Origin of the sequence: Micromonospora sp. DT4, from assembly GCF_049841675.1 — a bacterium.
Classification (GTDB): Bacteria; Actinomycetota; Actinomycetes; order Mycobacteriales; family Micromonosporaceae; genus Micromonospora.
This window is the reverse complement of the sequence record NZ_JBNCKT010000003.1, coordinates 107,690-131,389: the sequence shown is the minus strand read 5'-3', so window position 1 is coordinate 131,389 and position 23,700 is coordinate 107,690. Positions and strand designations below refer to the sequence as shown.

The window sequence follows — 23,700 nt, the reverse complement described above, 5'->3', positions numbered from 1 at the left end:
GCCGATCACCCAAGTGACGGCGATTACACAAGTCTCCGCGCCGGGACCCACTCAGCTCTCGGCGGCGCCGACTTCCCAGCTCGGCACGGCCGACGTCACTCCCGTACGGGAACCGACGTACTCCATGAGGACCAGTGCGATGTCGTCGTCCAGGCGTCCGTGCACCCACTCGACGAGGGCCGTTTCGAGCGAGGCGAGCCCGTCGGCGACCGTGCCGTGCCCGAGCAGCCGCCACGCCCGGTCGGCGGTGGGGAAGAACTCGCCGTCCCGCCGGGCCTCACCGAGACCGTCGGTGAACAACAACAGCCGGTCGCCGGGCTCCAGGCGCTCCACCCGGGGGCGGACCACCGGCATGAACCCGAGCGGCGGCGCCGGCGCGGGCGGCTCCAGCGGGATCACCGCGCCCCGGCGCAGCAGCAGGGGCGACGGGTGGCCGCAGTTGACGATCGTGAGCGTCCCGCCCCGCTCCTCGACCAGCGCGGCGGTCACGAAGTCCTCGTCGCCGACGTTGCGGGCCACCGCGCGGTCCAGGTCGGCGACGACGGCACGCAGGTCGGCCCGCTCGTAGGCCACGTGCCGGTAGGAGCCCAGGACGATGCTGGCCAGGCGAACCGCGTCCAGCCCCTTGCCGCGTACGTCGCCGATGATCATGCGGACGCCGTACGGGGTGTCGATCGCCTCGTACAGGTCACCGCCGATCTCGGCCGTGGCGGTGGAGGAGATGTAGCGACCGGCCACCGAGAGCATCCCGACCTGCGGCCCGAGCGGACGCAGCACCGCCTGCTGGGCAACCGACGCGAGCTTGGTCAGCTCGGCGATGTGCTCCGCCTGCCGCTGTCGTACCGAGGCCACCGCCACGGCCAGCCCGCTCGCCAACCCGACGGCGACCACGTTGACCGAGGTCACCAGCACCATCCTCGGGTCGGTCAGGGCGAAGCCGACCCCGATGAGGGTCGCCGCCGCGCCCACACCCAGCACCACCCGCCAGGCGGCCAGGCCAGCCGCCAGGAGCGGAGCGGCCACCAAGAGCGCGACGTAGTGGGCCCGGCGGCCGTCGGCCAGCTCCAGCACCGAGACGATCGCGAGCAGGACGACGGCCGCGCCGAGGCCGGCGCGGGATCCGGGGCTCAGCGGGCTACGGCCCGACTGGAGGAGTCGCGTGGGTACGAGGGACAGCATGCCTGATCGACGTGAACCGGTGAATGAACCTGGCCCGTCGTCCGAGGATGTTCTGTCCGGCCGGCCCACGCTTCCAGCCGGATCGGCGTCTCCGAATGCGTTCAGCCAAGCACCTCGTAGCGAACGGTGAGCGCGCCCACGTCCACCGAGGCGATGGTCGCGAACGCGGCACGGGACAGGTCGAGGCAGCGGCCGTCGATGAACGGGCCACGGTCGTTGATCCGCACGACGACCGACTTGCCGTTGCTCGGGTTGGTCACCCGGACCTTGGTGTTGAACGGCAGGGTCTTGTGCGCCGCGGTCAGCTCGTTCGGGTTGAACGACTCGCCGTTGGCGGTGAGCTGCCCGTCGGAGTAGAAGGACGCGCCGCACGAGCCACTCTCGAGGACCTTCGCCGCCGCCGTGGTCTTCTTCGCCCTGGTGGGGCTCGGCTTCGGTGACGCGGTACGGGCCTTGCCCCGGGAGGCGGCCTGCGGCGAGCGGCTGGCGGACGGGCTGGCCGTCACGCTCGGGGTCGCGGTGGCACTGGCGCTCGGGGAGGCGGTCGGGGAGCTGGGGGTGAGGCTGCCGGCAGTGGTCGGGGTGAAGTCCAGGGCCGCCTGCCCCGACTGCCCGGACCCGGAGGTGAGCTGGACGGCACCGACCGTGCCACCGACGGCCAGGGCGACGCCGACCGCCGCGGTGGCCGCGATACCCGCCGGCGAGGAGAAGAAGCGGGTACGGGAGTGCCTACCTGTCACCGGTCCGGTTCCTTTCGTCGACTGAACAAACCGGTCGGACCGTAACGAGAGAAGCACTTCCGAAGTCAACGTGATCATGGTGGTATGCCAGTATTTGCCCCGGTAGCTATAGCCGATCATCCGAGGCGGGGTGGGTCGAGCGGCCCAGGTGCGGACGCGCCGAGCGCCCGTGCCGCACGATGGACGAATGCCCGCTGAACTGACCGGACGCCTGGCCGCCCTGTTCCGCTGGATCGACCCCGGACCGGACGCCAGCCATCTCGTCAGCGACATCTCCGGCTGGTGGCGCGACCCGGGCGTGCTGGCCGAGCTGGGGCCGGCCCTGGTGGCCCCGTACCGGGAAGCCGAGCCGACCGTGGTGCTCGCCCCGGCCGTCACCGGCCTGCTGCTCGGACCACTGGCCGCGACCGCCCTCGGGGCCGGCTTCGTGGCCGCACACAAGCCCGGCGACGGTAGGTTGCCGGCCGGCCCGCTGACCTGGGCGAAGAGCCCGCCGGACTACCGGGGCCGACAGGTCGACCTGGCCGTACGGAACCGGCACCTCGGCCCCGACGACCGGGTCCTCGTGGTGGACGACTGGGTACGCACCGGCGCCCAGATCCACGCCCTCTACGACATCTGCGCCAGGCGCGGCGCACAGGTGCTCGGTGCCGCCGTGGTGGCCGCCGACTGCCCGCCCGAGACCACCACCGCGCTGCGGATCACCGGCCTCATCACCGGCACGGATCTGCCGGGTTGACCTGAAGCCCCCTTCATCTTCGACGATCGACGGATGAGCGACGGCATCCTCGACGAGGCGTACGAACGGCTCCACCGCACCGGCCCCGAATACGAGGGCTGGCTCTCCAACCACGGCCCGATGGCGGTCGAGGCGCTGGCCCGGCACGGGCACGAGCGACAGGTCCACCGCTGGCTCGACGACTACCTCACCCGGCTCGACGAGCTGCCCCGCGGGGTGCGCCCGATCGACGACTGGCGGGCGGCGCTGGGCGACGCGAAGCGGGCCGGCGACTGGCTGACGTACTTCGACCGGCATCTGCGCGAGCAGCCGTGGCGGGACGTGCTCGGCACCTGGTGGCCCCGACTGCTGCCCGGCATCGCCGCCGGCGCCACCCACGGGGTGATCCGGGTCGGGCACGCCGTACGCGCCCTGCACCTGCACGGGGCGAACCCGCCGCGGCTCACCGAACTGGGCCAGGCCCTCGGGTACTGGGCGGCCCGTTGGCAGCCGGTACCCGGCGCCGACCGACTGCGCGCCCCGGTCCCGTCGGGCCACCCCGCCGCCGACCCGGTCGAGCACGACGGCCCGGACGTCGTCGCCGCGCTGGCCGGGCTGCCCCGGATCGACGACCGGACCGGAGGCATCCGGGAGCGGCTGGGCCGGCTGGTGGGCGTACCCCGATGGGAACCGGCGCTCGCGGCGCTGCGCCCCGCGCGGACGCCGACCGAGGCGGAGCGCGGGCTCAACACGCTCGTGCACCGCGCCGTGCTCGACTACCTGCGCTTCGGGCACGCCGAGCCGGTCATGCTGGTGCACGCGGTGACGGCGCCGACCGCCGTGCTGCGTACCCTGCCGGCACTTGACCGCGCGCTCTGGGCGCCGAGCCTCGCCGCGGCCTGGGCCGCGACGGCGGCCGTGACCTCGGTGTACGCCCCGAGCGACGCGGTGGCGCCGCCGTCGGTGACCGCCGCGACCCCGGAGGAGGTCTTCGCCCGGGCGGCACAGCACGGCGACGCGCACGTGGTCAAGCTGGCCGACGCGGTCCTCGACGCCCACGCGGCAACCGGCGACCGACGGCTGCTCGACGCCGCGAGCTACGCCGTGCAGCTGATCTGAGCCACGCCGGACGAATTACGGCGGCGAGGGCGGTATGGCCACCGGCGACCTGGGCACCTGAGCCGGCGTCATCCGCGCAGCTCGGGCAGCAGTCGGGTCGCCACGTCGGCCAGGATGGCCTCGTCGCCGGCGTACCAACTGCTCGCACGCGGCCAGTGCGTCACCACGTCGGTGAAGCCCAACTCCGCGGCCCGGCCAACCTGGTCGGCGAAGACCTGCGCGCTGCTCAGCGAGAACACCGGCGCGGAGTCCAGCGAGAGGTAACGGTCCAGCGTCGCCGGGTCGCGGTCGGCCTCGGCCAGCGTCCGGTCCATCCGCGCCGACAGCATCGACACGCTGTCCCACCAGCTCGTCAGGTCGTTGTCGTCGCCGGTGCCGGTGGTCACCCAGCCCTGCCCGAAGCGGGCCACCAGCCGCATCGACCGCGGTCCGTTGGCGGCCACCACGAACGGCACCCGGGGCTGCTGCATGCAGCCGGGGTTGTTGCGGGCGTCCACCGCGGCGAACCAGTCACCACGCCAGGTGGTGCCGTCCTCGCGCAGGATCAGGTCGAGTAGTTCGGTGAACTCAGCGAACCGGTCGACCCGCTGGCGCGGTGGCAGCGTCTCGCCACCCAGCACCGCCGAGTCGAAGCCGATGCCTCCCGCGCCCAGGCCGAGCAGCAACCGGCCGCCGGAGACGTCGTCCACCGTGGTGACCTGACGGGCGAACGCCGCCGGATGCCGGAAGTTCGGCGACGCCACGAGCGTGCCCAGCCGAATGCGGGAGGTCACCGTGGCGGCGGCGGTCAGGGTGGACATCGAGTCGAACCACGGGCCGTCGACCAGGTCCCGCCAGCCCAGGTGGTCGTACGTCCACGCGTGGTCGAAGCCCCACTCGTCGGCCTGCCGCCAGCGGTGCTGCGCCTGGCCCCAGCGCTGGTCCGGCAGGATCACGATGCCAATCCGCATGATCGCCAGCCTAGCTAGTCGGGGCCACTATGTGCCCCAGGTCACAATCACGCGCGGTAGGGACGTCCCGATCGACTCCGACCTCGTTGCGAGCAGGCACCCGGTGGGTGCCGCCCGAGGAGGGGGATGACTCTGGCCTTCACGCTCGCGGCGCTGCACCGGACCGGTTACCGCGTCGACATGGAATTCTGGTACGGCGAGGCCGAATCCTGCTGCCCGCCCAACCCGCCGCAGCCCGGCGGCAAGTGACCAAGAGGTGGCCATGCGCCGCGAATGGGCCGCCCTGCCCGGGACAGTCGTGACGGAGATTGCCGAGCGCGTCGGCGGAATCATCGACGTACGCGCGGCTGCAACCGGCAACCACGCGGAGATCGCGTCGACCGTCGTCGGCACGTCCGGCAGCAGACCATTCGCCGACGGCTCGGGTGATCGTGGACCGGTCCACCCGGTAGAGCAGGGCCAGCGCGGCGTGCGGTAGCTGCAAACGCAGCACGACCAGGGTGGCGATGACCCGGTCGGTGAACGGCAGGTCGTGGTTCGGGCCGGCGCCTTCGGCGCGGAGCCGGTCCCGGCCGCGTCGATCGTGGAGCCGGGACTCCTGCTGAGCGGTCCACGGCTCGGCCAGTTCGGCGATCAGCCTGGCCAGTCTGCGTCGTGGGATACCGGTGAAGATACGATGCGACATGGCCGTGCGGCCTGGTCCTGACGTCACAATCATGATCGTCCCGCACGGCCATCTTCATGATCCGCGCGGGTCACTCAGCTATCGCGCACCAAGTCGTAAGCAGCGGTGAACCCGGCTCCCGGACGACCAGCATGCCTTCGCGCGGACACCGCTGCTGGCCGCGCGGACCCGGGTCACAGCGGCTGGCCTGCCTCGCTTTCACTTCCACGACCTGCGGCACATCGGAACACCCTCGACTCAGGACCGGGGCGAGCCTCGCCGACCTGATGGCGCGCATGGGCCACGCCGCGACCCGCGCCGCAATGATCTACCAGCACACCGCCCGTGAGCAGGACGAGCAGATCGCCGACGCGCTCAATTCGCAGATCAAAAAGAGCCGGGATCGGGCACGTAGCGGGCACGGTAAGCGCAAGAAGTTATAGCAAAGAATGAGGCCCCAGCCAGGGAACAAGTCCTGAGCTGGGGCCTCACGGTGGAGCGGGTGACGGGAATCGAACCCGCACTGTCAGCTTGGGAATCGACGATGGGCGGCAGGTCGAGGGGCCGGCGGCCTGTTCACGGTGGTCCCTGGTGGCCTGGGTTGACCCCGGCTGTCCTGGCGCAATGGCACGCTAATGGCACGGGCTACTCGTCCTCGAACGGCTCGTCATACCACTGGAAGCCGACCTCGTAGTCCTCGATGCTCAGTAGGAACTCGGCTACCTCGCGGCCGTCCGGGTGGGTCATCGTGAGGGCGGCCCGGATCTCGTCGTCGATCCGGATCATGGCCTCGTCGTCGTCTGCGTCGAGGGCGGCGTTCCGAGCGGCGAAGAGCGGACGCAGCGGCTCAAACCCCGGCAGCGGGCGGAACCGGCTGTACGCCCAGGGGAAGTCGCAACTCTGCTCGCGTCCACAGCGACAGCGTAGGCGGACCCGGTTGGTCGGCTCCCGCGCGACGTGGGTGACCAGGAAAGGCCGAGGGCAAGCCGGCGAAGCCGGCGCGGCAGCCGATCGCCAAAAGCTCGACGGCGGCCCGCCATGCTGGCGATCGTACGGCCAGGTCGTGGTCGTCATCCGGGTTAGGGATGCTGCGGGCGCGGCAGCCCGTCGGCTGTCGGCGGCTTCCCGCCCCGGCGTCGCAGACGACCGGGGCGGCTTGCCGCCGGACGGGGCCACCGCGCCCGCACCGCGCGCAGCGCGGTGCCTTGATCCAAAACAGAGGAATTCGGCAGCCGCCCACGTTGACCCATGTGACACGTCCTCTTCGCAAGGTCCGTCCACCTAGCGCTAGCACGAACAGGCCGCCGTCCGGCGTCTGTTCCCCTGGCCGCTAACGCATCGAGACAGCAATGCTCGGCCATCCAGCCCGGGTGTGATGTCCGCTGATCCCTTGGACCCGACGGCCCGACATCCTCTCCTACTCGGATGCTCTGGTGCAGTACTGCGCGCATCGCTTGGTGCCAGCCCACCCTCTATGTCACAAACATCGACTACCCTGCTCTCACGCTCAGTCTCACCAGCACCACGGGCGGCCCGCTTGTGGACACTGCGCATGTCGCACCTAGAGGCCGAGGTAGTAAGGGGTGGTAGTGGAGACGACGGCTCCGACCGATCCGCTGATCTTGGTGTTGGCCGAGGGTGATTCGCCCGGCGCGGTGAGCGCCGCCAGAGGCCGCCTGTTCGAGGAGTTTGCCGGCCGGCTCCTCGAGCTTTACGGCTACGAAGAGCCACACCGAGACCGCCTGAACGTTTCGTCGGACGGTATCGAGCTCGATGTGAGTGTCACGCATCGCCTAAATGGGCATCGCGCGATTGCCGAGTGTAAAGCTCACTCGACCCCCGTTGCCGCTCATCACGTCTCGTCGTTTTATGGAAAATTGTGCAAAGGCCAACGAGCCGAGAAGAATCTGCACGGCTACTTTGTCGCTATCCCTCGGCTATCGCCACAGGCGGCTGACTTCGTAGAAGACATCGAAGGTGACGGCTTTACGGTATTGACGGCGCGACAAATCAGGGATCGGTTGCTGGAACGAGGGCAACTTCCGGAGTTCATCACCGCAGGTCGGTTCATCACTGACCGAGCGATTGTGGTTACTCGGTATGGGCTCTTCATTGCGGGCAAAGAAAACGATGTGCGGAGCCGAACGGCTGCTCAGGTCCTTGTCCAAGGAATGGAAGGAGCCGTGCCAGCATCGGCCATCGAACTATTGGCGCTGACTAGCTACGCACAAGGGCTCCCGATCGTGGATGAAGCCAAGCCTACGCGGTCCGCACTAAGCGGTACGGATGAGCCCCTTATCGCCCCGGTCCACGGGAGTCAATCCAACTTCGAGTACAAACTCCCTGCATCCCCACAATTCTTTGTCGGTCGGAAATTGGCGATCCAATCTTTCGAGGAAGCAATACGGCGGGCACCCAGTGTCATAGTCCTTAATGCGCAGTCAGGTTGGGGGAAAAGCTCGCTCGCGCTTAGGGTTGCAAGCAGTGTGGCGAAACTGGGCGGACACGCCAAAGTGATTGACAGCCGGACAGCTATCAGTAGAAGAGGCTACGTAAATGCAGCATTGAAGCGGGCGGCCGAAGAGGCTGTGGCGGCCGGTCTACTTGAACTACCGGCGTCCGCATCCTGGGCGAGCATCTCTAGCGGTATCTCCACAATCGCTCACGCAACATGGCTCCGTCCTGGGCCGCTGCTTATATTCTTTGACCAGTTTGAAAATGTTTTCCGCGACGTTGAGCTGACGACAGATTTCCGAGACCTTGCGCTTCTCGTTGCCGAAACCTCGAAGCCTTTCGTCGTGGCGTTTGCATGGAAGACTGACTACATTGGCTGGACGGAAAGTCATCCGTACAACCTCCGAGACGACATTCGGGGCGTCTCCCAGATCGTAGATCTTGGCAGACTTGGTCCTCGAGAGGTTGAATTGCTCCTGCGTCGGTTAGAGAAGGAGCTCGGGGATAAGCTTAGTCGTGAGCTCCGGCGTGGCCTCCAAGAAATCTCGCTGGGGCTGCCTTGGTTGTTTAAGAAACTGACCGCTCACGTTTTGGCGGAGATCCGCAAGGGAGTGACCCAGGAGCAGCTGGTCAGTCAATCACTCAACGCGCAGTCATTGTTCGAGGCGGACTTGGCCGGTCTTGGAGCTCAGGAACTGGATGCGTTGAAGTTTATAGCGCGCTATGCACCCATTTCGGTAGGTGAGGTTACCGAACGGGTTTCGCACGAAATTGTGTTGTCGCTCGTTCATCAGCGGCTTATTGTCCAGATCGGCGAGAAGTACGACACTTACTGGGATACGTTCCGGGACTTCCTCAACACTGGTAGGGTTCCGATCGAAGACTCCTACATCATAAGATACGCGCCTGTTTCCGTTTCGCGGCTTCTTACCCACATTCTTAAAGACGGCGGCGTATCTGTGATCCAGGACGTCGCCCTGCGTGAGCAGACAAGTGAGAATTCGATTTGGAATATCGCGCGCGAGCTCCGGGTGCTGGGTGCCTCCCGTTATGAGCCATACCGAGTGCGGCTTATCCCAGAGATATGGGAAAATTCTGACCGGGAAGCGGCTCTCCGTATGCGCGTAACTACGTCGCTGCGGCGCCATCGCGCTCTTTCCACGCTTCGTCAGCTTGCGGAACGGTCTAACAACCAGGTTACGCTCGCCGCATATGCGACAGCGCTTCGTTCGGCTTTCTCAACAGTCGGGACGCAACAAACCTGGAAAACCTATGCGCGAGCATTTGTGCAGTGGTTTGAGTACGCCGGACTTGCGCGGATGAATAATCAGACGATCTCTGTTTTACCTGATGAATCATCCGGCGTCGGGCGTCTCTTCGAAGCTCGCCACACGGTTCGAATACGTGGTGCATTTCCTTATGAGCACCCCAATCAATGCATTCGTCTCCTGCGCCGAATTATGCACGAGCGGGTTGCAATCGATGATCTTCAGGGCCGGGAGCGACGAGCCTTTCGCGAGCTTGTTGCATTAGGGGCCGTGGCATCCGAATCGGACCAGTTTATACGTATCACGTGGACCGATCTGATTGAAAATGGGCGAATCAACGAAGAGAGATTGCTTGGATTGTTGACGGCTGTGCCTGGAGGCTCTGAGGCTATCTCTTTGCTGAGAAGAAATCCGGCAGCAACCCCAAAAGAAGTTGGTGAAGAACTGCGCAAGGCGAACGCAGCGGACTGGCAGTCCGAAACAATGCGGAGTTCAGGTGTTTCCTTCCGCGCTTGGGCACGTCTTGCTGGACTTGACACAAGTCTTCGATCGAGACCTTCTCTTGGAGCTGATGGCGCAAGCGGCATGCATTTTGAATGCTAGGTTATTTCCGCGTTAGCTTGAAGGCGTACTGCCGGATCGCATGATCCGTAGCCCTTCCCTCTGCACGAAAACGGTTCGTCGGGCAACAGCGTCTCCCTTGCGGTCGAGCTGATAGCCGTCGAGCCAAACCCAGTGGTCGTAGGTGACCCAGTCGAGTACACGGATGACTCGGAACATGATCGGGTTAATGAACTGGACGCTTGCGGCTCGGGTCAGATGTACGACATCCCCGGCCTTGGGCAGGGTTACCGCCATCGTCCGTTGAGGGCGCGGTATCGGCGCCAGGTCCACATGCGGGAGCGCGCGATAACGACCATGGGGCAGAAGCCGGTGTCCGTGCATTTCCAGCACTTGTTGCGCCGGTGGTAGTCGAGGCAGCGGGCGGCGGACTGGACGAGTACAGGTACGTCTCGGCTGGTCGCAGCGGCCTCCGCTCTGCCGGCGAACGCCACTCGGGGCTGAGCCGTCGTCATCGGGTCGACGCTCAGGTCCTGGCCGGTGGCTTCGTTCCAGCCGGGTTGGCGTGCCTGCTGCGGTGGTGGAAAGGCTCCGGCTCGGTCGGGGTAAATGGTGGCGGGGCCGGTCTGGTCGAGACGGGGCGTCGGGGTGGATAGTCCGAGCCACTTCCTGAGCCGGATGAACATCAGGGCCTCCCTGGTTGGACCCCCAACCCAAAACACCATACGTCTAGGACGTCTAGGACGTACCGCACGATCAGGGCGTACAGGTCGTTTCTAGGTTGGGGGTGTGGTTAATCCGTTGTCGCCAACGCCGTTGTATGTGCAGCTCGCTGACCTGCTGACGAAGCGGATCGAGGCGGGCAAGTTGGCGTCTGGTCAGACCCTGCCGAGTGAGACGCAGCTCCGGCAGGAGTTTGGTGTCAGTCGGGGCACGGTTCGCGCTGCTGTGGCGCTACTGCGTGAGCGGGGGTTGGTCGTGACCATGCCTCAACGCGGTACCTACGTCTCGGCCCAGGATGTGACCGGAGCCGGTTCGTAGCGTCGTTCGGTCCTACAGCTCGTTTACGGCGAAGGCGGCCACCAGGTCGGCCATGCTGTCGATGACCACGTCTGCGGCGGCCAGTCGTTCGCGTTTGCCGGGCTTGTTGGCGTACCCGATGGCGGCGATCCCGGCGGCGTGGGCGGCTTCGATGTCGCTGGGGGAATCTCCGACGAAGACACAGCCGGCCGGGTCCGCGCGGAGTTCCCGGATGGCGTCCAGGACTGAGGCGGGGTCGGGCTTCATCCGTTCCGGGTCAGCGGTGGGGCGGCCGATGACCGGGTGGACATAGCTGGTTAGCCGGCGCACGTTCAGGTAGGTGTGGACCGAGGCGGCGGAGTTGTTCGACACCACTGCGAGGCGTCGGCCGGTCTGCTGGGCGGCAACGATGACCTCACGCCCGTACGGGGTGGGCTCGGCGGTGCGGGCCGCTGTGACCTCCTCGCGGGACAGCGCTTCGTCGACCAGGCGGACGACGGCGGGCCGCCCCAGTGTGGCGGTGAACCTCAGGACAGCAAGCGGGTCACGGTCGGCGAGGATGTCCGGCGGCAGGGTGACAGCCTGGTCGACGAGCAGCCGGCGCAACTCGTGGGCGACGGTCGACGCGGAGTGCTGGGCGAAGACCCTGCATACCGGGCCGTCGAAGTCGAGCAGCACGACGCGGGCACGGCCGATGATCTCGGTCAGGGCGGTGGGGCTCACGAGGCGTACTCGCGGGAGATGGTGCCCCACATGCTGTCGAACCAGGCGCGAGCCTGCTCGACATAGAGGGCGTCGTTGGAGTTGTCGTCGTCGCTCGGCGTGAACGGAAACAGGATCGCGTCCTTGCCCATCGCGTCGTAGATCGCCACCGGCTTGCCCTCGATGGAGACGGTGTGCTCGACCACGGGGTAGAAGCCGAAGAACGCTTCCTGTTCGTTGATGATGAACAGCTTGAACAGAGGTGCGGCGTTGTGGACGCGCACCTCGGCGGTGGCGGTCTTGACCAAGCCCAGATCAGCAAGTTCCTGGACGGCGTCGGTGACGGCATGGATGGACCGGTCGGTAATCCGGCGGGCGCGGGCGCGGATGGCGGGGTCGTCGGCCTGGTCCTCGGCGCGGCAGGGGATCGCCATCGGTGCGGTCATGTCGGAGATCAGTACCCGTAGCCGGATCGACTCGGGGGTGAGCCGGCCGATGCGGACCTTGTCCAACGTTTCCTGGATCGCGTTGTAGAGGGTCTCTCCGGAGAAGCCGGCGAAGTCGATGGTGACGTGGGGGGCCTCGAAGGCGCGTTCGACGTGGGGGCGTAGTCCGACGGGGCGCTCGGTGTTGGCGCGGACGAAGGTGCCGCTGCCCTGGCGGGTGACGATCAGGCGTTCCTCTTGGAGCTTGCGCAGGGCTGCCTTGATCGTCTCGCGGGCGACGCTGAAGCGTTCTACGAGGTCGTGTTGCGAGGGCAGTTTCTCGCCGGGGGCAAACCTGCCCGTCTTGATCTCGGCACGCAGTGCGGCGGCGATCTGTTGTGACGGGGTGCGGGGGTCGTCGGGGTCAAGACTCATGCACGGAGAGTACCGCTGGCTAGCCAGGCTAGGGAAGCTCCCCAGATTGTGTTGACATGACTAGCCAAGCCGGTCTACCTTTGATCCACACCACCTGGCTAGTCAGGATAGTCAGGTGAGATCAGGAGGTTGAGCGATGGCTCTGCGTGGCGGTACGAGGTTCGCCGTGCGTTGTGAGGACGTGTTCCCGGCGGGGTGCGCGTTGGTGCCCGAGTCGCTGGGTGAGGTGGAGGACTACGACGAGAAGACGGGCCGGCGCTCTCCGTCGAAGGACAAGCTGACCGGCCAGCGGGTGTGGCAGGTGCGGGTGATGGACCTTGACCCGGAATTGGGGAAGCGGTCCCGGGAGACGACGGTCAAGATCTCCGCCGACTACCAGCCGGTGCCGCCGTCGGGTGCGCCGTTCGAGGCGGTGGAGTTCGAGGGCATGACGGTCACGCCGTACGTGGCGAGTAACGGTCGGATGGCGTACTCGCTGCGGGCTACCGCGATGCGTGCCCCGGCGGGTATGGCCGGCAACAAGAAGGCGGCGGCGTAGCCGTTCCGAGTGTGGGCGGGGCTGTCTGATCTTGGCGGACGGCAGCCCCGCCCTTCCCTATCTCTTCCCCCTGCTCTGTCGAGAGAGGTAGTGACGTGTCCAAGGGTATGCGTCCGGCTGGCCGTGGCTGGCCTCGGTGCGGTGTGTGTCAATCCCGGTTTGATCCAGCGACGGGTGCCGACGGTCGGTGTGACGGCTGCGTCGGGCAGCTCGTCCTTCCGTTTCCTTCGGTCCGGGATGCGTCGGGCCGGTTCGTGTCGCTGCGGGGTGCCAAGTGATCGGGCGTCCTCGCGGTGAGGTGGTGATGACCTCGCCCGGTGACCTGCTCGTGGTCCGGCCGAAGCGGTTCGAGTTGCCGGTCTGGGCGGTGCTGCTCGGCCTGCTGCTGAGGTGGTCCGGGCGGGTCCTCTGGTGGTGCCTGCGGCACCCCGTAGCCACGGCTTCGATGGTGCTCGCGCTTTTGCTCTACGTCGCGTTTGACTGGCCCGGCCTGGTGGTGCCGCTCGTGTTGGCGGCTGGGGTGTCGGCGGTGTGGCGGTGGCGTGACGAGTCGTCCTGGTGGGCCTGGCTGGCGGGTCCGCTGCTCGGCTCGTGGCGTCGGGTGTTCGTCTACCGGCGGGCGTGGCGTGAAGCTATGACTCTCTGCGGACTATCCGAGATGTACGACCACCGTCCGATCCTGCCCGAGCTGCTGCGGGTGCGCTCTGATCAGGCGCTCGACGTGCTGACCGTCCGGATGGTTCGGGGGCAGACGCCGGAGCAGTTCCAGGCCGTGAGCGCCAACCTGGCGTACGCGTTCGGCCGGCGGCACGCGCGGATCTACTCCGAGCGTCCAGGCGACCCTCCGACCCGGACCGGCCGGGGTGCCTGGTTGCTGCGGCTCGTCGACCGGGTGCGGTACCGGGATCGTCCGACGCTGGTCTACCTGGCGCTGGTCCGTACCGATGCGCTGCGGACTGTGGTCCCGCCGTTCGCGGTGCCGGCGGTGCCGGACTTCACCGCGCTACCGCTGGCGCGGCGGGAAGACCTGTGTACCTGGTCGCTGCATCTCCTTTCCACGCATGTCCTGGTTGGCGGTGCGACCCGCTCCGGTAAGGGCTCGGTGCTGTGGTCACTCGTTCGGGTCCTCGGTGGTGGGGTCGCCTCGGGCCTCGTTCGGCTCTGGGTGATCGACCCCAAGGGCGGGATGGAGTTCGCGCTCGGCCGTCCGATGTTCGCCCGGTTCGCCGGCAAGTCGTTCGAGGCCATGGCCGATCTGCTCGACGAAGCGGTGGGGGTGCTGCGGGAGCGGCAGACTCGGCTTGCCGGCCGGGTTCGCGTCCATACTCCGACCGAGGCTGATCCCTTGGTCGTGGTCGTCATCGACGAGATGGCCGCGTTGACGGCGTACCTGCAAGACGTCGACCTTCGTAAGCGCATCGCGTCGTCGCTGGGGCTGCTGCTGTCCCAGGGGGCCGGCGTTGGCGTCCTGGTGGTGGCCGCGTTGCAGGACCCGCGTAAGGACGTACTGCCGTTCCGGGATCTGTTTCCGACCCGGGTCGCGCTGGGCCTGACCGAGGCGTCGCAGGTCGACATGGTTCTTGGCGACGGTGCCCGCAAGCGGGGCGCGCTCGCGGACCAGATGCCCCGGTGGGCCAAGGGCGTCGGGTACGTGATCCTCGACGGCACTCCTGACCCGATGCGGGTCCGGTTCTCGTACGTCAGCGACGACGACATCCGCGACATGGCCCGGCAGTATCCGGCTCCGGTTGACGCGTCGGACATCCTCGCCCAGGTCGCCCGGGAAACCGCCGCCGAGCCGGTCCGGCTGCCGCTGCCTCGTAAGCCGTCGGGGCCGTTGCTCCCCGAATCGCTGCGCAACCTGCTCGACCGGGACGCCGGGGGTGATCCCCGATGACCGCCACGACGAACGGCCGGCGCTTCTACCGGCTGCGTACCCCCGAACCGGTCACCGCCGTCTCCGTCCGCGTCGACCCGGAGCGGCCCGACCCGTACCCCGTCTATCTGGCGGTTGGTGCCGGCCGGCGACGGATGGCCCTGACCCCCGACGAGGCGTGGGCGCTGTGGCGCTGCCTCTCCGAAGCGGTCGCCGCGCTCGGCAGCCCACCCGACTACATCCGCACCGACATTCGACCGGCCCGGAGGTAACCGCCGTGAACCCCCTCACCCGCATCATCGACCGGCTCCGGCGTCCGCTGCGCATCCGGCTCGTCGGCCCCTCCGACCAGACCGCCGCCGCCCTGCACGGCGTGGCGCACATGGTCAACCGCCGCCCCGACATGAACGGCCGGCGCATCCGCATCGACCTGACCATCCGCGAGAAGCCGCTGGAGGAATGGCGATGAGCAACGGCACCGAATCGGCGGTACGCCTGCTGATCCTGCTCGCCATCGGCACCATGGCCGGTGCCGCCGCCTTCACCCACGTACACGACCTGTCCGTCGCCCACGGCCAGCCCGACTGGATCGGCTGGGCCAACGCGGTAGCCGTCGAGCTGATGGCGATCTACCTCGGGCTGGAGATCCGTGCCCGACGGCGTGCCGGTCGCCCTGTTGGCCTGGTCGGGTCGCTCCTGGTGGCGTTCGCGCTGCTGTCGCTCGCGGCCCAGGTCGCAGAAGCCGAACCGTCGCTGTGGGGCTGGACCGTGGCGGCAGTGCCGTCGCTGGCGTTCCTCGCACTGGTCAAGGTCGTCCTGTCCAACGCCCCCGCCGTGCCGCTGGCTCCCGAACCGGAGCAACCCCCGAGCGACTGGTACGACGTGCCCGAGCAGGTCACCACCGACCCCGAACCCGAGCGTGCGGCCGACCCCGTGCCGCCGGCTGTCCCGGTCCCGGCTGCCATCTCCGCCCCGGCGGCCGTGCTGCCTCCGCGTGGTGTCGTCCCGTCGAACCGGCCGCACGTCGTCGGGATCATCCGATGACCGCCCCTACCTTGCCGGGCCTCGAACCCGTCGCCCCGGCCCTGGTTGCTGTTCCTCGGCCGGGGTCGCGGGCGGCCCGCATGGCGCTACCCCGCTCGGTCGACGTCCTCAAAGAGATCGCCGCCGAGTACGGCGTCTGCGTGCGTCCCCTCGCCATGCGCCGCACCGACCTCGACACCGGCCTGACCGAAGTCATCGACCTGCCCTGCGGAGCCACCCGGGAAGACAAGTGCGCCCCGTGCGCCAAGAAGAACCGCCGGCTGCGGCAGGCCCAGATTCGCGAGGGCTGGCACCGTGACGACGAACCCCTACCCGGCCCGGAACCCGCGACCGAGGCGCAGAAGGCACTGATCCTGTTCCGCGCGCACCTGGAGTTCTCCCGCGACGAGGCCATCCGCGCCGCCGAGTGGGGACAGGTCGAAGAAATCGACGAGGGAATCCGCGAGGTCGAAGAGGCCATCACGACGGAGGGCCTGCGCGGGCGGGTCGGGCCACCCCACGCAGGCGTCGACGAGGACTCCGACGACGACACCGGTCGCCGGCGCAAGCGCTCCACTAAGCGGCGGCAGGACGCGCCGGACCTGCCACGCCGCAAGGTCGAGCGGCACACGGTCGGCAAGACCTATACCGCGCCGGATGGCACCACCTACCGGCCGTCGATGTGGCTCACCCTCACCCTTGACTCCTACGGCCCGGTCCGCCCCGACGGCACCCCGGTCAACCCCGACCGGTACGACTACCGCCGCGCAGCCTGGGATGCCGTGCACTTCCCCCGGCTGCTGGATCGGTTCTGGCAGAACCTGCGCCGGTGTGAGGGCTGGAACGTCCAGTACGCCGGCTGCGTCGAGCCGCAACGCCGACTCGCTCCACACGCCCACTTCGCCATTCGGGGCACCATCCCCCGCGAAACCCTGCGCACCGTGGCGGCAGCCACCTATCACCAGGTGTGGTGGCCCGCCGTCGACGTCCAGCGCTACACCGCCGACCGGCCTCCCGAGTGGGACGAGCAGGCGGCGGCGTGGGTCGACCCGGACACCCGCCACCCGCTGACCACCTGGAGGGAAGCGCTCGACGCCATCGACGACGACCCGCACGCGGAACCGGTGCACGTCGTCCGCTTCGGTACCCAGGTCGACGCGCGCGGCGTCATGCCCGGCACCACCGACGCCGAACGGACCATCCGGTACGTCACGAAGTACATCACCAAGCACACCGGCGACGTACACAAGGCAACCACCGAACGGCAACGCAAACACCTCGACCGGCTCTGGCGGGAACTGCGCGTCACCCCCTGCACCGACCGGTGCGCCAACTGGCTGCTCTACGGCGTCCAACCCAAGAAGGCACACGCCAAGCTCAAGCCGGGCCGCTGCAAGGGCAAGGTCCACCAACGGGACACCCTCGGCATCGGCGGCCGACGCATCCTCATCTCCCGCGACTGGTCCGGCAAGACGCTCGGCGACCACAAGCACGACGTCCGGGCCTGGGTGCGGTCACTGCTCGGCGTCACCACCGACAGCGCCACCGCCGACACCAGCGCGACCGTCGACTCCGGGCAGCTCGTCGACGACCGGGGCACCACCTCCGAACGGGTCCGGCACGCCTGGGAACTCGCCCGACCCGACGACCCGGACGTGGGGCCGCTGTCCCATCGGCTCATGCGGTCGATCAGTGAACGCGCCCGCTGGCGGTCCGAACTACTCGCCGCAAAGGACCGGGCCGCCCAGGGGTCGGCAGACCTTTCGGCAACTCAGCACAACGCACGGCACGACGGGGAGGAAGACGACAGTGGACGAGGTTTTGACCATCGAGCAGGCCGCGGCCCGGATCAACATGAGTGAGCGGTACGTCCGCCGGCTGGTCGCCGAACGGCGCATCCCGTTCCACAAGCTCGGCCGCAGCGTCCGGATCAAGGCCGTCGACCTGGCCGCGCACGTCGACTCCGGGCGGGTGGAGCCACTGACCGCCTCGGATGTGTGGCGCGACCTTCAGCGGGTGGCGTGATGGCGAACAAGGAAGGCCACCGCCGGTTCGGCAGCGTCCGCAAGCTGCCCTCGGGGCGCTATCAGGCCCGGTACCCCGGCCCGGACGGGCAGATGCGCAACGCACCGGAGACGTACGCCCGGAAGTCCGACGCGGACCGGTACCTCACGCTGGTCGAGGCACAGATTGCCCGGCACGAGTGGACCGACCCGACCCGGGCCAAGATCAAGCTTGCCGACTACGCACGACGCTGGATCGACCAGCGGCCGAACCTGCGACCCCGAACCGTGCACCTGTACGGGTGGCTGCTCGACAAGCACATCGTGCCGTACCTCGGTGCGGCGGAGTTGGGTCGGCTGGACACCCCAATGGTCCGCGACTGGCGGGCGAATCTACTCGGCAACGGCGTCTCGGTGAGCATGGCGGCCAAGGCGTACCGGCTGCTGCGGGCGGTGCTGATGACGGCGGTGAAGGAAGACATGATCCTGCCCCGCAACCCGTGCCGCATTCCGGGTGCCGACCAGGAGAAGCCGGCGGAACGGCCGGTGCTCACCCTCGCCCAGGTCTTCAAGCTGGCCGACATCGTGCCGCCCCGGTACCGCGCCCTGGTCCTCGTCACCACCTTCGGCTGCCTGCGCTGGGGTGAGGTCGCCGCGCTGCAACGGCAGGACGTCGACACGGTGACCGGCACCATCCGGGTACGGCAGGCGTACACCGAACAGCGCGGGGTCGGCCTGGTGCTCGGTCCGCCGAAGTCCCGGGCCGGCCGGCGCACGATCACCCTGCCCCCGGCGGTCGTTGCGGTCGTCCGTGACCACCTGGCCGCCGAGGTCGACGACAACCCGGAAGCGTTCGTCTTCACCACCGAGAGTGGGCGCCCGATTTGGCGGGGCAACCTGAACAAGCTCATCGACTGGAAGGCGAACGTCTCCGGGATCGGTCAGCCGAACCTGCACTTCCACGATCTACGGCATACCGGGAACACCCTCGCCGCCCAGACCGGGGCCAGCACCCGGGACCTGATGGCCCGGATGGGCCACGACTCGCCGCAGGCGGCGCTGATCTATCAACACGCGACAGCGGAAGCCGACCGCGCCATCGCCCAAGCGTTGCACGAGGCGGTGCGCGCGGACCGGAAGAGGGGCAAGAAGTCCGACGCCAAAGGCAAGCACAAGGACAAGACAGGCAAGAAAGGCAAGAAGGACGGCGACAGGTGAGGCTAGTTACCCGGGCCGCCCTCTGGCAGCTCGGTCGGCCGGTAGGCGGCAGCTCGGTCGACCACCTCGGCGGCTGTCAGCTCCGGATTGACGGCGAAGATCAGCTCGGAGATGTCCGGGTAGTCGAGGTCACGTTCGAGCCAGTCGAGCCAGTCGTTCAGCTCGGCATGGTCGGCGTAGTCAAGCTTCATGATCAGCGTGACGAGCCGGATCGCTTCGTCTCGGGTCAGCTTCCCAGGCAAGCCGCCCTCCCGACCTGACTAATGGCACGCCAATGGCACGGCGCATGATCGTTGACCTTGGAACATCGAAGGCCCTGACTCGGACTCACGTCCTGGTCAGGGCCTTCACGCTGGAGCGGGTGACGGGAATCGAACCCGCACTGTCAGCTTGGGAAGCTGATGTTCTGCCATTGAACTACACCCGCGGGCGGCACCACTGTACCCGAATCGCCGCACCCGTGCACCCAGCCACCCCCGCGCGCCAGCCGGCCACGCTCACCGCGAAAAAGTTTCCAGACGGCAACATGTTGCCGTTCTCAAATGCGTCGATGAGTTGTAACGTCTGCCACACGTTGCCAGCCACGGCGTGACACACCCCCTGCCGCGCCGCCAGAAAGAGGTGGGCCCATGGGACTCCGTCCCAACCTGCTGACCCGACGTGTCGCCGGTGTCGCGTCGACGACCCTCGCACTGCTGCTCAGCACCGCTGCGGTGGGCGTCGTTCCGGCTGCTTCGGCCTTCTCTGCGGCGCCGGGCGGCGCCTGCTCGGAGCCGGCCGGCAGCCAGGCCAACGCCCGGGCGAAGCCGGGTGCCGGCGCCATGCACGAGCCGAACGAGCTAACCGCCAAGCAGGTCCGCGATCGTGACGCCGACCTTGCGGCGGCGTTGCGCGAACGCGCCAACTACCGGGCCGGCGCGGGTGCCACGGCGCTGGCGACCGTCACCATCCCGGTGGTGGTGCACGTGATCCAGGAAACCAGCACCCGGGCCGGCGGCAATATCCCGGACTCGATGATCACCTCGCAGATCAACGTGCTGAACCAGGCCTACGCGGGCGGGACCGGCGGCGCGGCCACCGCGTTCGCGATCCGGCTCGACAAGATCAACCGTGTGACGAACACGTCCTGGTACCCGATCGTCGAGGGCTCGTCGGCCGAGCGGTCGATGAAGTCGTCGCTGCGGGTGGGCGGCAAGAACACGCTCAACATCTATCTTGGCGAGTTGAGCGACGACCTGCTGGGCTGGGCGACCTTCCCGCAGCGCAACCTGAGCAGCATGGACGGCGTGGTCGTGCTGAGCGAGTCGCTGCCGGGCGGCACCGCCACCAACTACAACCAGGGCGACACCGGCACCCACGAGGTGGGTCACTGGCTGAACCTCTACCACACCTTCCAGGGTGGCTGCGGCGGCTCGGGCGACGGTGTCAGCGACACCCCGGCGGAGGCGTCGCCGGCGTACCAGTGCCCGACCGGGCGGAACACCTGCTCGGCGACCGGCCTGGACCCGATCACCAACTTCATGGACTACACCCACGACTCGTGCATGTACCAGTTCACCACGGGCCAGGCGAGCCGCATGCTCACCGCGTGGAACGCGTACCGCGCGGCGTAGCTCTCCTCGCGTACATCCGGTGCCGGCTCCGTCGTGACGGAGCCGGCACCGGCGTCTTTACCGACCGGACCGTGGTCAGGCGGCCGTGCACTGCACGTCACGGCTGCGGCGGGTCGGGCGCGTCTGCGGTACGGCCGGAGCTGCGGCCGCCGCGGGCGGGCTGTGCGGATCGAGCCAGACCTGGACGGCCGGATGACCGACCGCGATGCCCAGGCCGTGCTGCTCCCGGCGGGTCAGCATCGCCACGTCGACGGTGAACTCGAACAGCCGCCAGTCGACCCGCGGCTCCGCCCGGGCGCTCTGCGCCAGCCGGGCCACCCGGACCGGATCGGTGACCGGCCAGGCGTGGCCCGCCACGTACGCCTCGTCGTCGCTCTCCTCCGGCGGGAACGAGTGCAGTGCGTAACGGCCGTCCCGTTCGAGGTCGCGGCGCTTCGGCGAGTCGATGATGAAGCAGAAGAGACCCTCGTCGGTGATGACCGGGGAGACCGGGTGGACCCGGGGCCCACCGTCGGCACGGACCGTGGCCAGGTAGCCGAAGCCCGGCCCGTACTGCTGCAGGAGAACGCGTATCCCGTCGGCGAGGCGGGGCTCGTCGGCGGCGAAATCGGACCAGGAAGCCATGCGGGCATTCTATCGAACAAATGTACGAGGAGCGACCTCGACACGCTGGTCACCACCCACCTCGCTATGGTGGTCCGATGCTGCTCTCCGACCGTGACCTGGTCTCCGAGATCAAGGCCGGCACACTGGGCCTGGAGCCGTTCGAGCCCACTCTGGTCCAACCCTCCAGCATCGACGTACGACTCGACCGGCTGTTCCGGGTCTTCAACAACCACCTCTACACCCACATCGACCCGGCCATGCAGCAGGACGACCTGACCTCGGTGGTCGAGGTGCCCGACGGCGAGCCGTTCGTGCTGCACCCGGGGGAGTTCGTGCTCGCCTCGACGCTGGAGGTGATCTCGCTCGGCGACCAGCTCGCCGGCCGGCTGGAGGGTAAGAGCTCGCTGGGCCGCCTCGGCCTGCTCACCCACTCCACCGCCGGGTTCATCGACCCGGGCTTCTCCGGGCACGTGACGCTGGAGCTGTCCAACGTGGCGAACCTGCCGATCACCCTCTGGCCGGGCATGAAGATCGGCCAGCTCTGCATCTTCCGGCTCTCCTCGCCGGCCGAGCACCCGTACGGCTCGGTGGTCTACGGGTCGCGTTACCAGGGTCAGCGGGGGCCGACGCCCAGCCGCTCCTGGCAGAACTGGCGCGCCTGGCCGACGCGCTAGGAGACGACGCGGGCCCGTCGCGAGCGGATCGCGACGGGCCCTGCCGCGTCCCGCGTCGGTCAGCCGGGGCTGCCGTAGCTGTGGATGGTCCCGTCGTCGGCCCTCTTCATCTTGACGGGCACACCGGCCTGGGAGGCGTGCACCACCCAGCCGTTGCCGACGTACATGCCGACGTGGTGGATGTCGCTGTAGTAGAAAACCAGGTCGCCGGGGCGTAGATCACCCTTGCTGACGCTCTTGGTCACCCGGCTCTGCGCGGCGGCATTGTGCGGCAGCGACACACCGGCCTTCGCCCAGGCGGCCAGCAGGGCCACGACCGAGGCGTTGCGCACCGACGCGACGACGAACATCCGGGGCGGGGCGGCGCTGCTGGCCGCGTACCAACGGGAGGTCGGCGCCCCCGTCGGCGCCGGCACCGACCCGGCCACCTGGTACGGCGCGGTGGCCCGCTACGCCGGCGCGGACAGCGCCGATGCCGCGGCGGCCTTCGCCGACGAGGTCTTCACCACGATCGGCGCCGGAGAGACCCGGGTGACCGACGACGGGCAGCGGGTCACGCTACCGGCCCGAGCGGTACGACCTGAGCGATCCTGGCTGGACCGACTCGGCCTGCGGCGGCTCGCCCGCCCGGACGGGCTGGAATGCCCGCGCACGGTGTCCTGTGAGTGGATCCCGGCCCCCTACGCGGCGTTCGGCGACGGCGACTACGGCAACCACGATCTCTCCGACCGGCCCGCCCGGCAGAAGATCGAGTACATCGTCATCCACGATACCGAGGCGAGTTGGGCGACCACCCTCCAACTGGTCCAGGACCCGACCTACGTGAGCTGGCACTACTCGCTGCGCTCGGTGGACGGGCACATCGCCCAGCACGTCCGGACCAAGGACGTCGCCTGGCACGCCGGCAACTGGTACGTCAACGCCAAGTCGATCGGACTGGAACACGAGGGCTTCGCCGCGCAGGGCACCTGGTACACCGAGGCGATGTACCGGACCTCGGCGAAGCTCGTCCGGCACCTCGCGCTGCGGCTGGGGATCCCGCTGGACCTCCAGCACATCATCGGCCATGACAACGTGCCCGGCACCACCGCGTCGACGGTGCGTGGGATGCACTGGGACCCGGGACCCTACTGGGATTGGACGCACTACTTCGACCTGCTGGACGCGCCACGGCTGGACACCGGTACCCCGGCCACCGGGCTGGTCCGGATCGACCCCGACTACGCGACCAACCAGCCGGCGTTCACCGGCTGCGTCACCCCGGGGACGCCGTGCGCGCCGCGCGGCTCGTCGTCGGTGCTCATGCGCACCGCGCCGTCCGCGGACGCGCCGCTGGTCAACGACATCGCGCTGCGCCCCGACGGCACCCCGAACACGATGGACGTGTCGGACCACGGTGCCCGGGCCTCCGCCGGCCAGACGTACGCGCTGGCCGGTCGGCAGGGCGACTGGACCGCCATCTGGTACCTCGGGCAGCGAGCCTGGTTCCACAACCCGGCGTCCGCGCCGACCGCCACCTGGACCGTCGGAATGGTGGTCACCCCGAAGCCCGGCCGCGCCACGATCCCCGTGTACGGGCGGGCGTACCCGGAGCAGGCCGCCTACCCGGCCGGCGTGCCCTACCAGGCGATCTCACCGCTGCAGTACACCCTCGCCGCCGGTCAGCGGTACGCCGTCGGCGCGGTGCTGCAAGGCGAGTACTACCGGGCCAGCACGTTCGACGGCTCCTCGCCCGGCGACTGGACGGTGATCCGGGGCGAGAACCGGTACGCGCAGATCCAGTTCGGCCACCGCGTCATGTACGTCGACCTCGCCGACGTACAGCTCCTGCCGTCCCCGGTGGGCGCACCCCGCTGAGGAACCACGACGGCCCCCGGTCGGTGTGACCGGGGGCCGTCGTCGCGTGGTGGGGGA

At 68.4% G+C, this 23,700-nt stretch carries 29 protein-coding genes, 1 tRNA gene and 1 pseudogene; 18 read left to right on the top strand and 13 right to left on the bottom strand.

Going from position 1 to position 23,700, the window contains the following annotated elements:
- Positions 1-51: 51 nt before the first annotated feature.
- Together ACLQ24_RS02535 and ACLQ24_RS02530 are read right to left on the bottom strand one after the other, a co-directional pair.
- Complete coding sequence (locus tag ACLQ24_RS02535; RefSeq protein WP_425888773.1) at positions 52-1,179, bottom strand: PP2C family protein-serine/threonine phosphatase; 1,128 nt, start codon at positions 1,177-1,179, stop codon at positions 52-54.
- Positions 1,180-1,280: 101 nt separating this feature from the next.
- On the bottom strand, positions 1,281-1,919 hold the full coding sequence (locus ACLQ24_RS02530; protein ID WP_425888772.1) for a septal ring lytic transglycosylase RlpA family protein: 639 nt from the start codon (positions 1,917-1,919) through the stop codon (positions 1,281-1,283).
- Positions 1,920-2,106: 187 nt separating this feature from the next.
- Between ACLQ24_RS02530 and ACLQ24_RS02525 the strand changes: the two genes are divergently transcribed.
- On the top strand, positions 2,107-2,658 hold the full coding sequence (locus ACLQ24_RS02525; RefSeq protein ID WP_425888771.1) for a phosphoribosyltransferase family protein: 552 nt from the start codon (positions 2,107-2,109) through the stop codon (positions 2,656-2,658).
- 33 nt (positions 2,659-2,691) lie between these two features.
- Entirely contained in the window at positions 2,692-3,756 is a 1,065-nt protein-coding gene (locus tag ACLQ24_RS02520; RefSeq protein WP_425888770.1) for a questin oxidase family protein, read from the top strand.
- 68 nt (positions 3,757-3,824) lie between these two features.
- On the opposite strand, the gene ACLQ24_RS02515 is transcribed toward ACLQ24_RS02520, so the two are convergent.
- Positions 3,825-4,706: an LLM class flavin-dependent oxidoreductase gene (locus ACLQ24_RS02515; protein ID WP_425888769.1), complete on the bottom strand. Its 882-nt coding sequence runs from the start codon at positions 4,704-4,706 to the stop codon at positions 3,825-3,827.
- A gap of 126 nt (positions 4,707-4,832) precedes the next feature.
- Here ACLQ24_RS02515 and ACLQ24_RS02510 point away from each other — a divergent pair, with 126 nt between their 5' ends.
- Both ACLQ24_RS02510 and ACLQ24_RS02505 read left to right on the top strand, forming a co-directional pair.
- Complete coding sequence (locus ACLQ24_RS02510) at positions 4,833-4,955, top strand: hypothetical protein (RefSeq protein ID WP_425888791.1); 123 nt, start codon at positions 4,833-4,835, stop codon at positions 4,953-4,955.
- Positions 4,956-4,962: 7 nt separating this feature from the next.
- Complete coding sequence (locus ACLQ24_RS02505; RefSeq protein ID WP_425888790.1) at positions 4,963-5,184, top strand: hypothetical protein; 222 nt, start codon at positions 4,963-4,965, stop codon at positions 5,182-5,184.
- Here the strand turns inward: ACLQ24_RS02505 and ACLQ24_RS02500 are convergent.
- Positions 5,173-5,391, bottom strand: a pseudogene (locus ACLQ24_RS02500) (hypothetical protein); the annotation flags it as partial. The gene ACLQ24_RS02505 and the pseudogene ACLQ24_RS02500 sit on opposite strands and share 12 nt — an antisense overlap.
- A 266-nt stretch (positions 5,392-5,657) precedes the next feature.
- Between ACLQ24_RS02500 and ACLQ24_RS02495 the strand changes: the two are divergent.
- Positions 5,658-5,813 carry a hypothetical protein gene (locus ACLQ24_RS02495; RefSeq protein WP_425888768.1) on the top strand — a complete coding sequence of 52 codons (156 nt, stop codon included), beginning with the start codon at positions 5,658-5,660 and terminating at the stop codon, positions 5,811-5,813.
- A gap of 202 nt (positions 5,814-6,015) precedes the next feature.
- On the opposite strand, the gene ACLQ24_RS02490 is transcribed toward ACLQ24_RS02495, so the two are convergent.
- Positions 6,016-6,156: a hypothetical protein gene (locus ACLQ24_RS02490; protein ID WP_425888767.1), complete on the bottom strand. Its 141-nt coding sequence runs from the start codon at positions 6,154-6,156 to the stop codon at positions 6,016-6,018.
- A gap of 803 nt (positions 6,157-6,959) precedes the next feature.
- Between ACLQ24_RS02490 and ACLQ24_RS02485 the strand changes: the two genes are divergently transcribed.
- Positions 6,960-9,695: a restriction endonuclease gene (locus tag ACLQ24_RS02485; protein WP_425888766.1), complete on the top strand. Its 2,736-nt coding sequence runs from the start codon at positions 6,960-6,962 to the stop codon at positions 9,693-9,695.
- A 12-nt stretch (positions 9,696-9,707) separates the two neighbouring features.
- Here the strand turns inward: ACLQ24_RS02485 and ACLQ24_RS02480 are convergent, their stop codons facing one another.
- Both ACLQ24_RS02480 and ACLQ24_RS02475 read right to left on the bottom strand, forming a co-directional pair.
- A complete protein-coding gene (locus ACLQ24_RS02480) occupies positions 9,708-9,950 on the bottom strand; it encodes a hypothetical protein (RefSeq protein WP_425888765.1) in 243 nt (80 codons plus the stop codon).
- Positions 9,941-10,339: a hypothetical protein gene (locus ACLQ24_RS02475; protein ID WP_425888764.1), complete on the bottom strand. Its 399-nt coding sequence runs from the start codon at positions 10,337-10,339 to the stop codon at positions 9,941-9,943. The genes ACLQ24_RS02480 and ACLQ24_RS02475 overlap by 10 nt, the downstream gene beginning before the upstream one ends.
- A gap of 103 nt (positions 10,340-10,442) precedes the next feature.
- On the opposite strand from ACLQ24_RS02475, the gene ACLQ24_RS02470 reads away from it, so the two are divergent.
- The gene (locus tag ACLQ24_RS02470; RefSeq protein WP_425888763.1) at positions 10,443-10,694 is read left to right on the top strand and encodes a GntR family transcriptional regulator; all 252 of its coding nucleotides are present in this window, start codon (positions 10,443-10,445) and stop codon (positions 10,692-10,694) included.
- 12 nt (positions 10,695-10,706) lie between these two features.
- Here the strand turns inward: ACLQ24_RS02470 and ACLQ24_RS02465 are convergent, their stop codons facing one another.
- Entirely contained in the window at positions 10,707-11,396 is a 690-nt protein-coding gene (locus ACLQ24_RS02465) for an HAD family hydrolase (RefSeq protein WP_425888762.1), read from the bottom strand.
- A complete protein-coding gene (locus tag ACLQ24_RS02460; protein ID WP_425888761.1) occupies positions 11,393-12,235 on the bottom strand; it encodes a GntR family transcriptional regulator in 843 nt (280 codons plus the stop codon). The genes ACLQ24_RS02465 and ACLQ24_RS02460 overlap by 4 nt, the downstream gene beginning before the upstream one ends.
- Positions 12,236-12,371: 136 nt before the next feature.
- Here ACLQ24_RS02460 and ACLQ24_RS02455 point away from each other — a divergent pair, with 136 nt between their 5' ends.
- The 8 genes from ACLQ24_RS02455 to ACLQ24_RS02420 all read left to right on the top strand — a co-directional run bounded on the left by ACLQ24_RS02455 (position 12,372) and on the right by ACLQ24_RS02420 (position 18,893).
- A complete protein-coding gene (locus tag ACLQ24_RS02455; RefSeq protein ID WP_425888760.1) occupies positions 12,372-12,773 on the top strand; it encodes a transcriptional regulator in 402 nt (133 codons plus the stop codon).
- A gap of 304 nt (positions 12,774-13,077) precedes the next feature.
- Positions 13,078-14,670 (top strand): FtsK/SpoIIIE domain-containing protein, encoded by a 1,593-nt coding sequence (locus ACLQ24_RS02450; RefSeq protein WP_425888759.1) that lies wholly within the window; start codon positions 13,078-13,080, stop codon positions 14,668-14,670.
- Positions 14,667-14,921, top strand: coding sequence for a hypothetical protein (locus ACLQ24_RS02445; protein WP_425888758.1), 255 nt, complete (start codon positions 14,667-14,669; stop codon positions 14,919-14,921). The genes ACLQ24_RS02450 and ACLQ24_RS02445 overlap by 4 nt, the downstream gene beginning before the upstream one ends.
- Positions 14,922-14,926: 5 nt before the next feature.
- Positions 14,927-15,118 (top strand): hypothetical protein, encoded by a 192-nt coding sequence (locus tag ACLQ24_RS02440; RefSeq protein WP_377668278.1) that lies wholly within the window; start codon positions 14,927-14,929, stop codon positions 15,116-15,118.
- On the top strand, positions 15,115-15,693 hold the full coding sequence (locus ACLQ24_RS02435; RefSeq protein WP_425888757.1) for a DUF2637 domain-containing protein: 579 nt from the start codon (positions 15,115-15,117) through the stop codon (positions 15,691-15,693). Before ACLQ24_RS02440 ends, ACLQ24_RS02435 begins: the two co-directional genes overlap by 4 nt.
- On the top strand, positions 15,690-17,534 hold the full coding sequence (locus ACLQ24_RS02430; RefSeq protein ID WP_425888756.1) for a replication initiator: 1,845 nt from the start codon (positions 15,690-15,692) through the stop codon (positions 17,532-17,534). The genes ACLQ24_RS02435 and ACLQ24_RS02430 overlap by 4 nt, the downstream gene beginning before the upstream one ends.
- Positions 17,527-17,697: an excisionase family DNA-binding protein gene (locus ACLQ24_RS02425; protein WP_425888788.1), complete on the top strand. Its 171-nt coding sequence runs from the start codon at positions 17,527-17,529 to the stop codon at positions 17,695-17,697. The genes ACLQ24_RS02430 and ACLQ24_RS02425 overlap by 8 nt, the downstream gene beginning before the upstream one ends.
- Positions 17,697-18,893 carry a tyrosine-type recombinase/integrase gene (locus ACLQ24_RS02420; protein WP_425888755.1) on the top strand — a complete coding sequence of 399 codons (1,197 nt, stop codon included), beginning with the start codon at positions 17,697-17,699 and terminating at the stop codon, positions 18,891-18,893. The genes ACLQ24_RS02425 and ACLQ24_RS02420 overlap by 1 nt, the downstream gene beginning before the upstream one ends.
- Before the next feature lie 2 nt (positions 18,894-18,895).
- Here the strand turns inward: ACLQ24_RS02420 and ACLQ24_RS02415 are convergent, their stop codons facing one another.
- Positions 18,896-19,135, bottom strand: coding sequence for an e9imm peptide (locus tag ACLQ24_RS02415; protein ID WP_425888754.1), 240 nt, complete (start codon positions 19,133-19,135; stop codon positions 18,896-18,898).
- 111 nt (positions 19,136-19,246) lie between these two features.
- Positions 19,247-19,320 (bottom strand) — tRNA-Gly (locus ACLQ24_RS02410).
- A gap of 202 nt (positions 19,321-19,522) precedes the next feature.
- On the opposite strand from ACLQ24_RS02410, the gene ACLQ24_RS02405 reads away from it, so the two are divergent.
- Positions 19,523-20,506: a zinc metalloprotease gene (locus tag ACLQ24_RS02405; protein WP_425888753.1), complete on the top strand. Its 984-nt coding sequence runs from the start codon at positions 19,523-19,525 to the stop codon at positions 20,504-20,506.
- A 75-nt stretch (positions 20,507-20,581) separates the two neighbouring features.
- Here ACLQ24_RS02405 and ACLQ24_RS02400 read toward each other — a convergent pair whose 3' ends face one another.
- Positions 20,582-21,130: a pyridoxamine 5'-phosphate oxidase family protein gene (locus ACLQ24_RS02400; RefSeq protein ID WP_425888752.1), complete on the bottom strand. Its 549-nt coding sequence runs from the start codon at positions 21,128-21,130 to the stop codon at positions 20,582-20,584.
- A 77-nt stretch (positions 21,131-21,207) separates the two neighbouring features.
- Between ACLQ24_RS02400 and dcd the strand changes: the two genes are divergently transcribed.
- Positions 21,208-21,786 carry a dCTP deaminase gene (gene dcd / locus ACLQ24_RS02395; protein ID WP_266247661.1) on the top strand — a complete coding sequence of 193 codons (579 nt, stop codon included), beginning with the start codon at positions 21,208-21,210 and terminating at the stop codon, positions 21,784-21,786.
- 59 nt (positions 21,787-21,845) lie between these two features.
- Here dcd and ACLQ24_RS02390 read toward each other — a convergent pair whose 3' ends face one another.
- A complete protein-coding gene (locus ACLQ24_RS02390) occupies positions 21,846-22,118 on the bottom strand; it encodes a C40 family peptidase (protein WP_425888751.1) in 273 nt (90 codons plus the stop codon).
- Here ACLQ24_RS02390 and ACLQ24_RS02385 point away from each other — a divergent pair.
- A complete protein-coding gene (locus ACLQ24_RS02385; RefSeq protein ID WP_425888750.1) occupies positions 22,111-23,643 on the top strand; it encodes an N-acetylmuramoyl-L-alanine amidase in 1,533 nt (510 codons plus the stop codon). The two genes, ACLQ24_RS02390 and ACLQ24_RS02385, sit on opposite strands and share 8 nt — an antisense overlap.
- Positions 23,644-23,700: the final 57 nt, after the last annotated feature.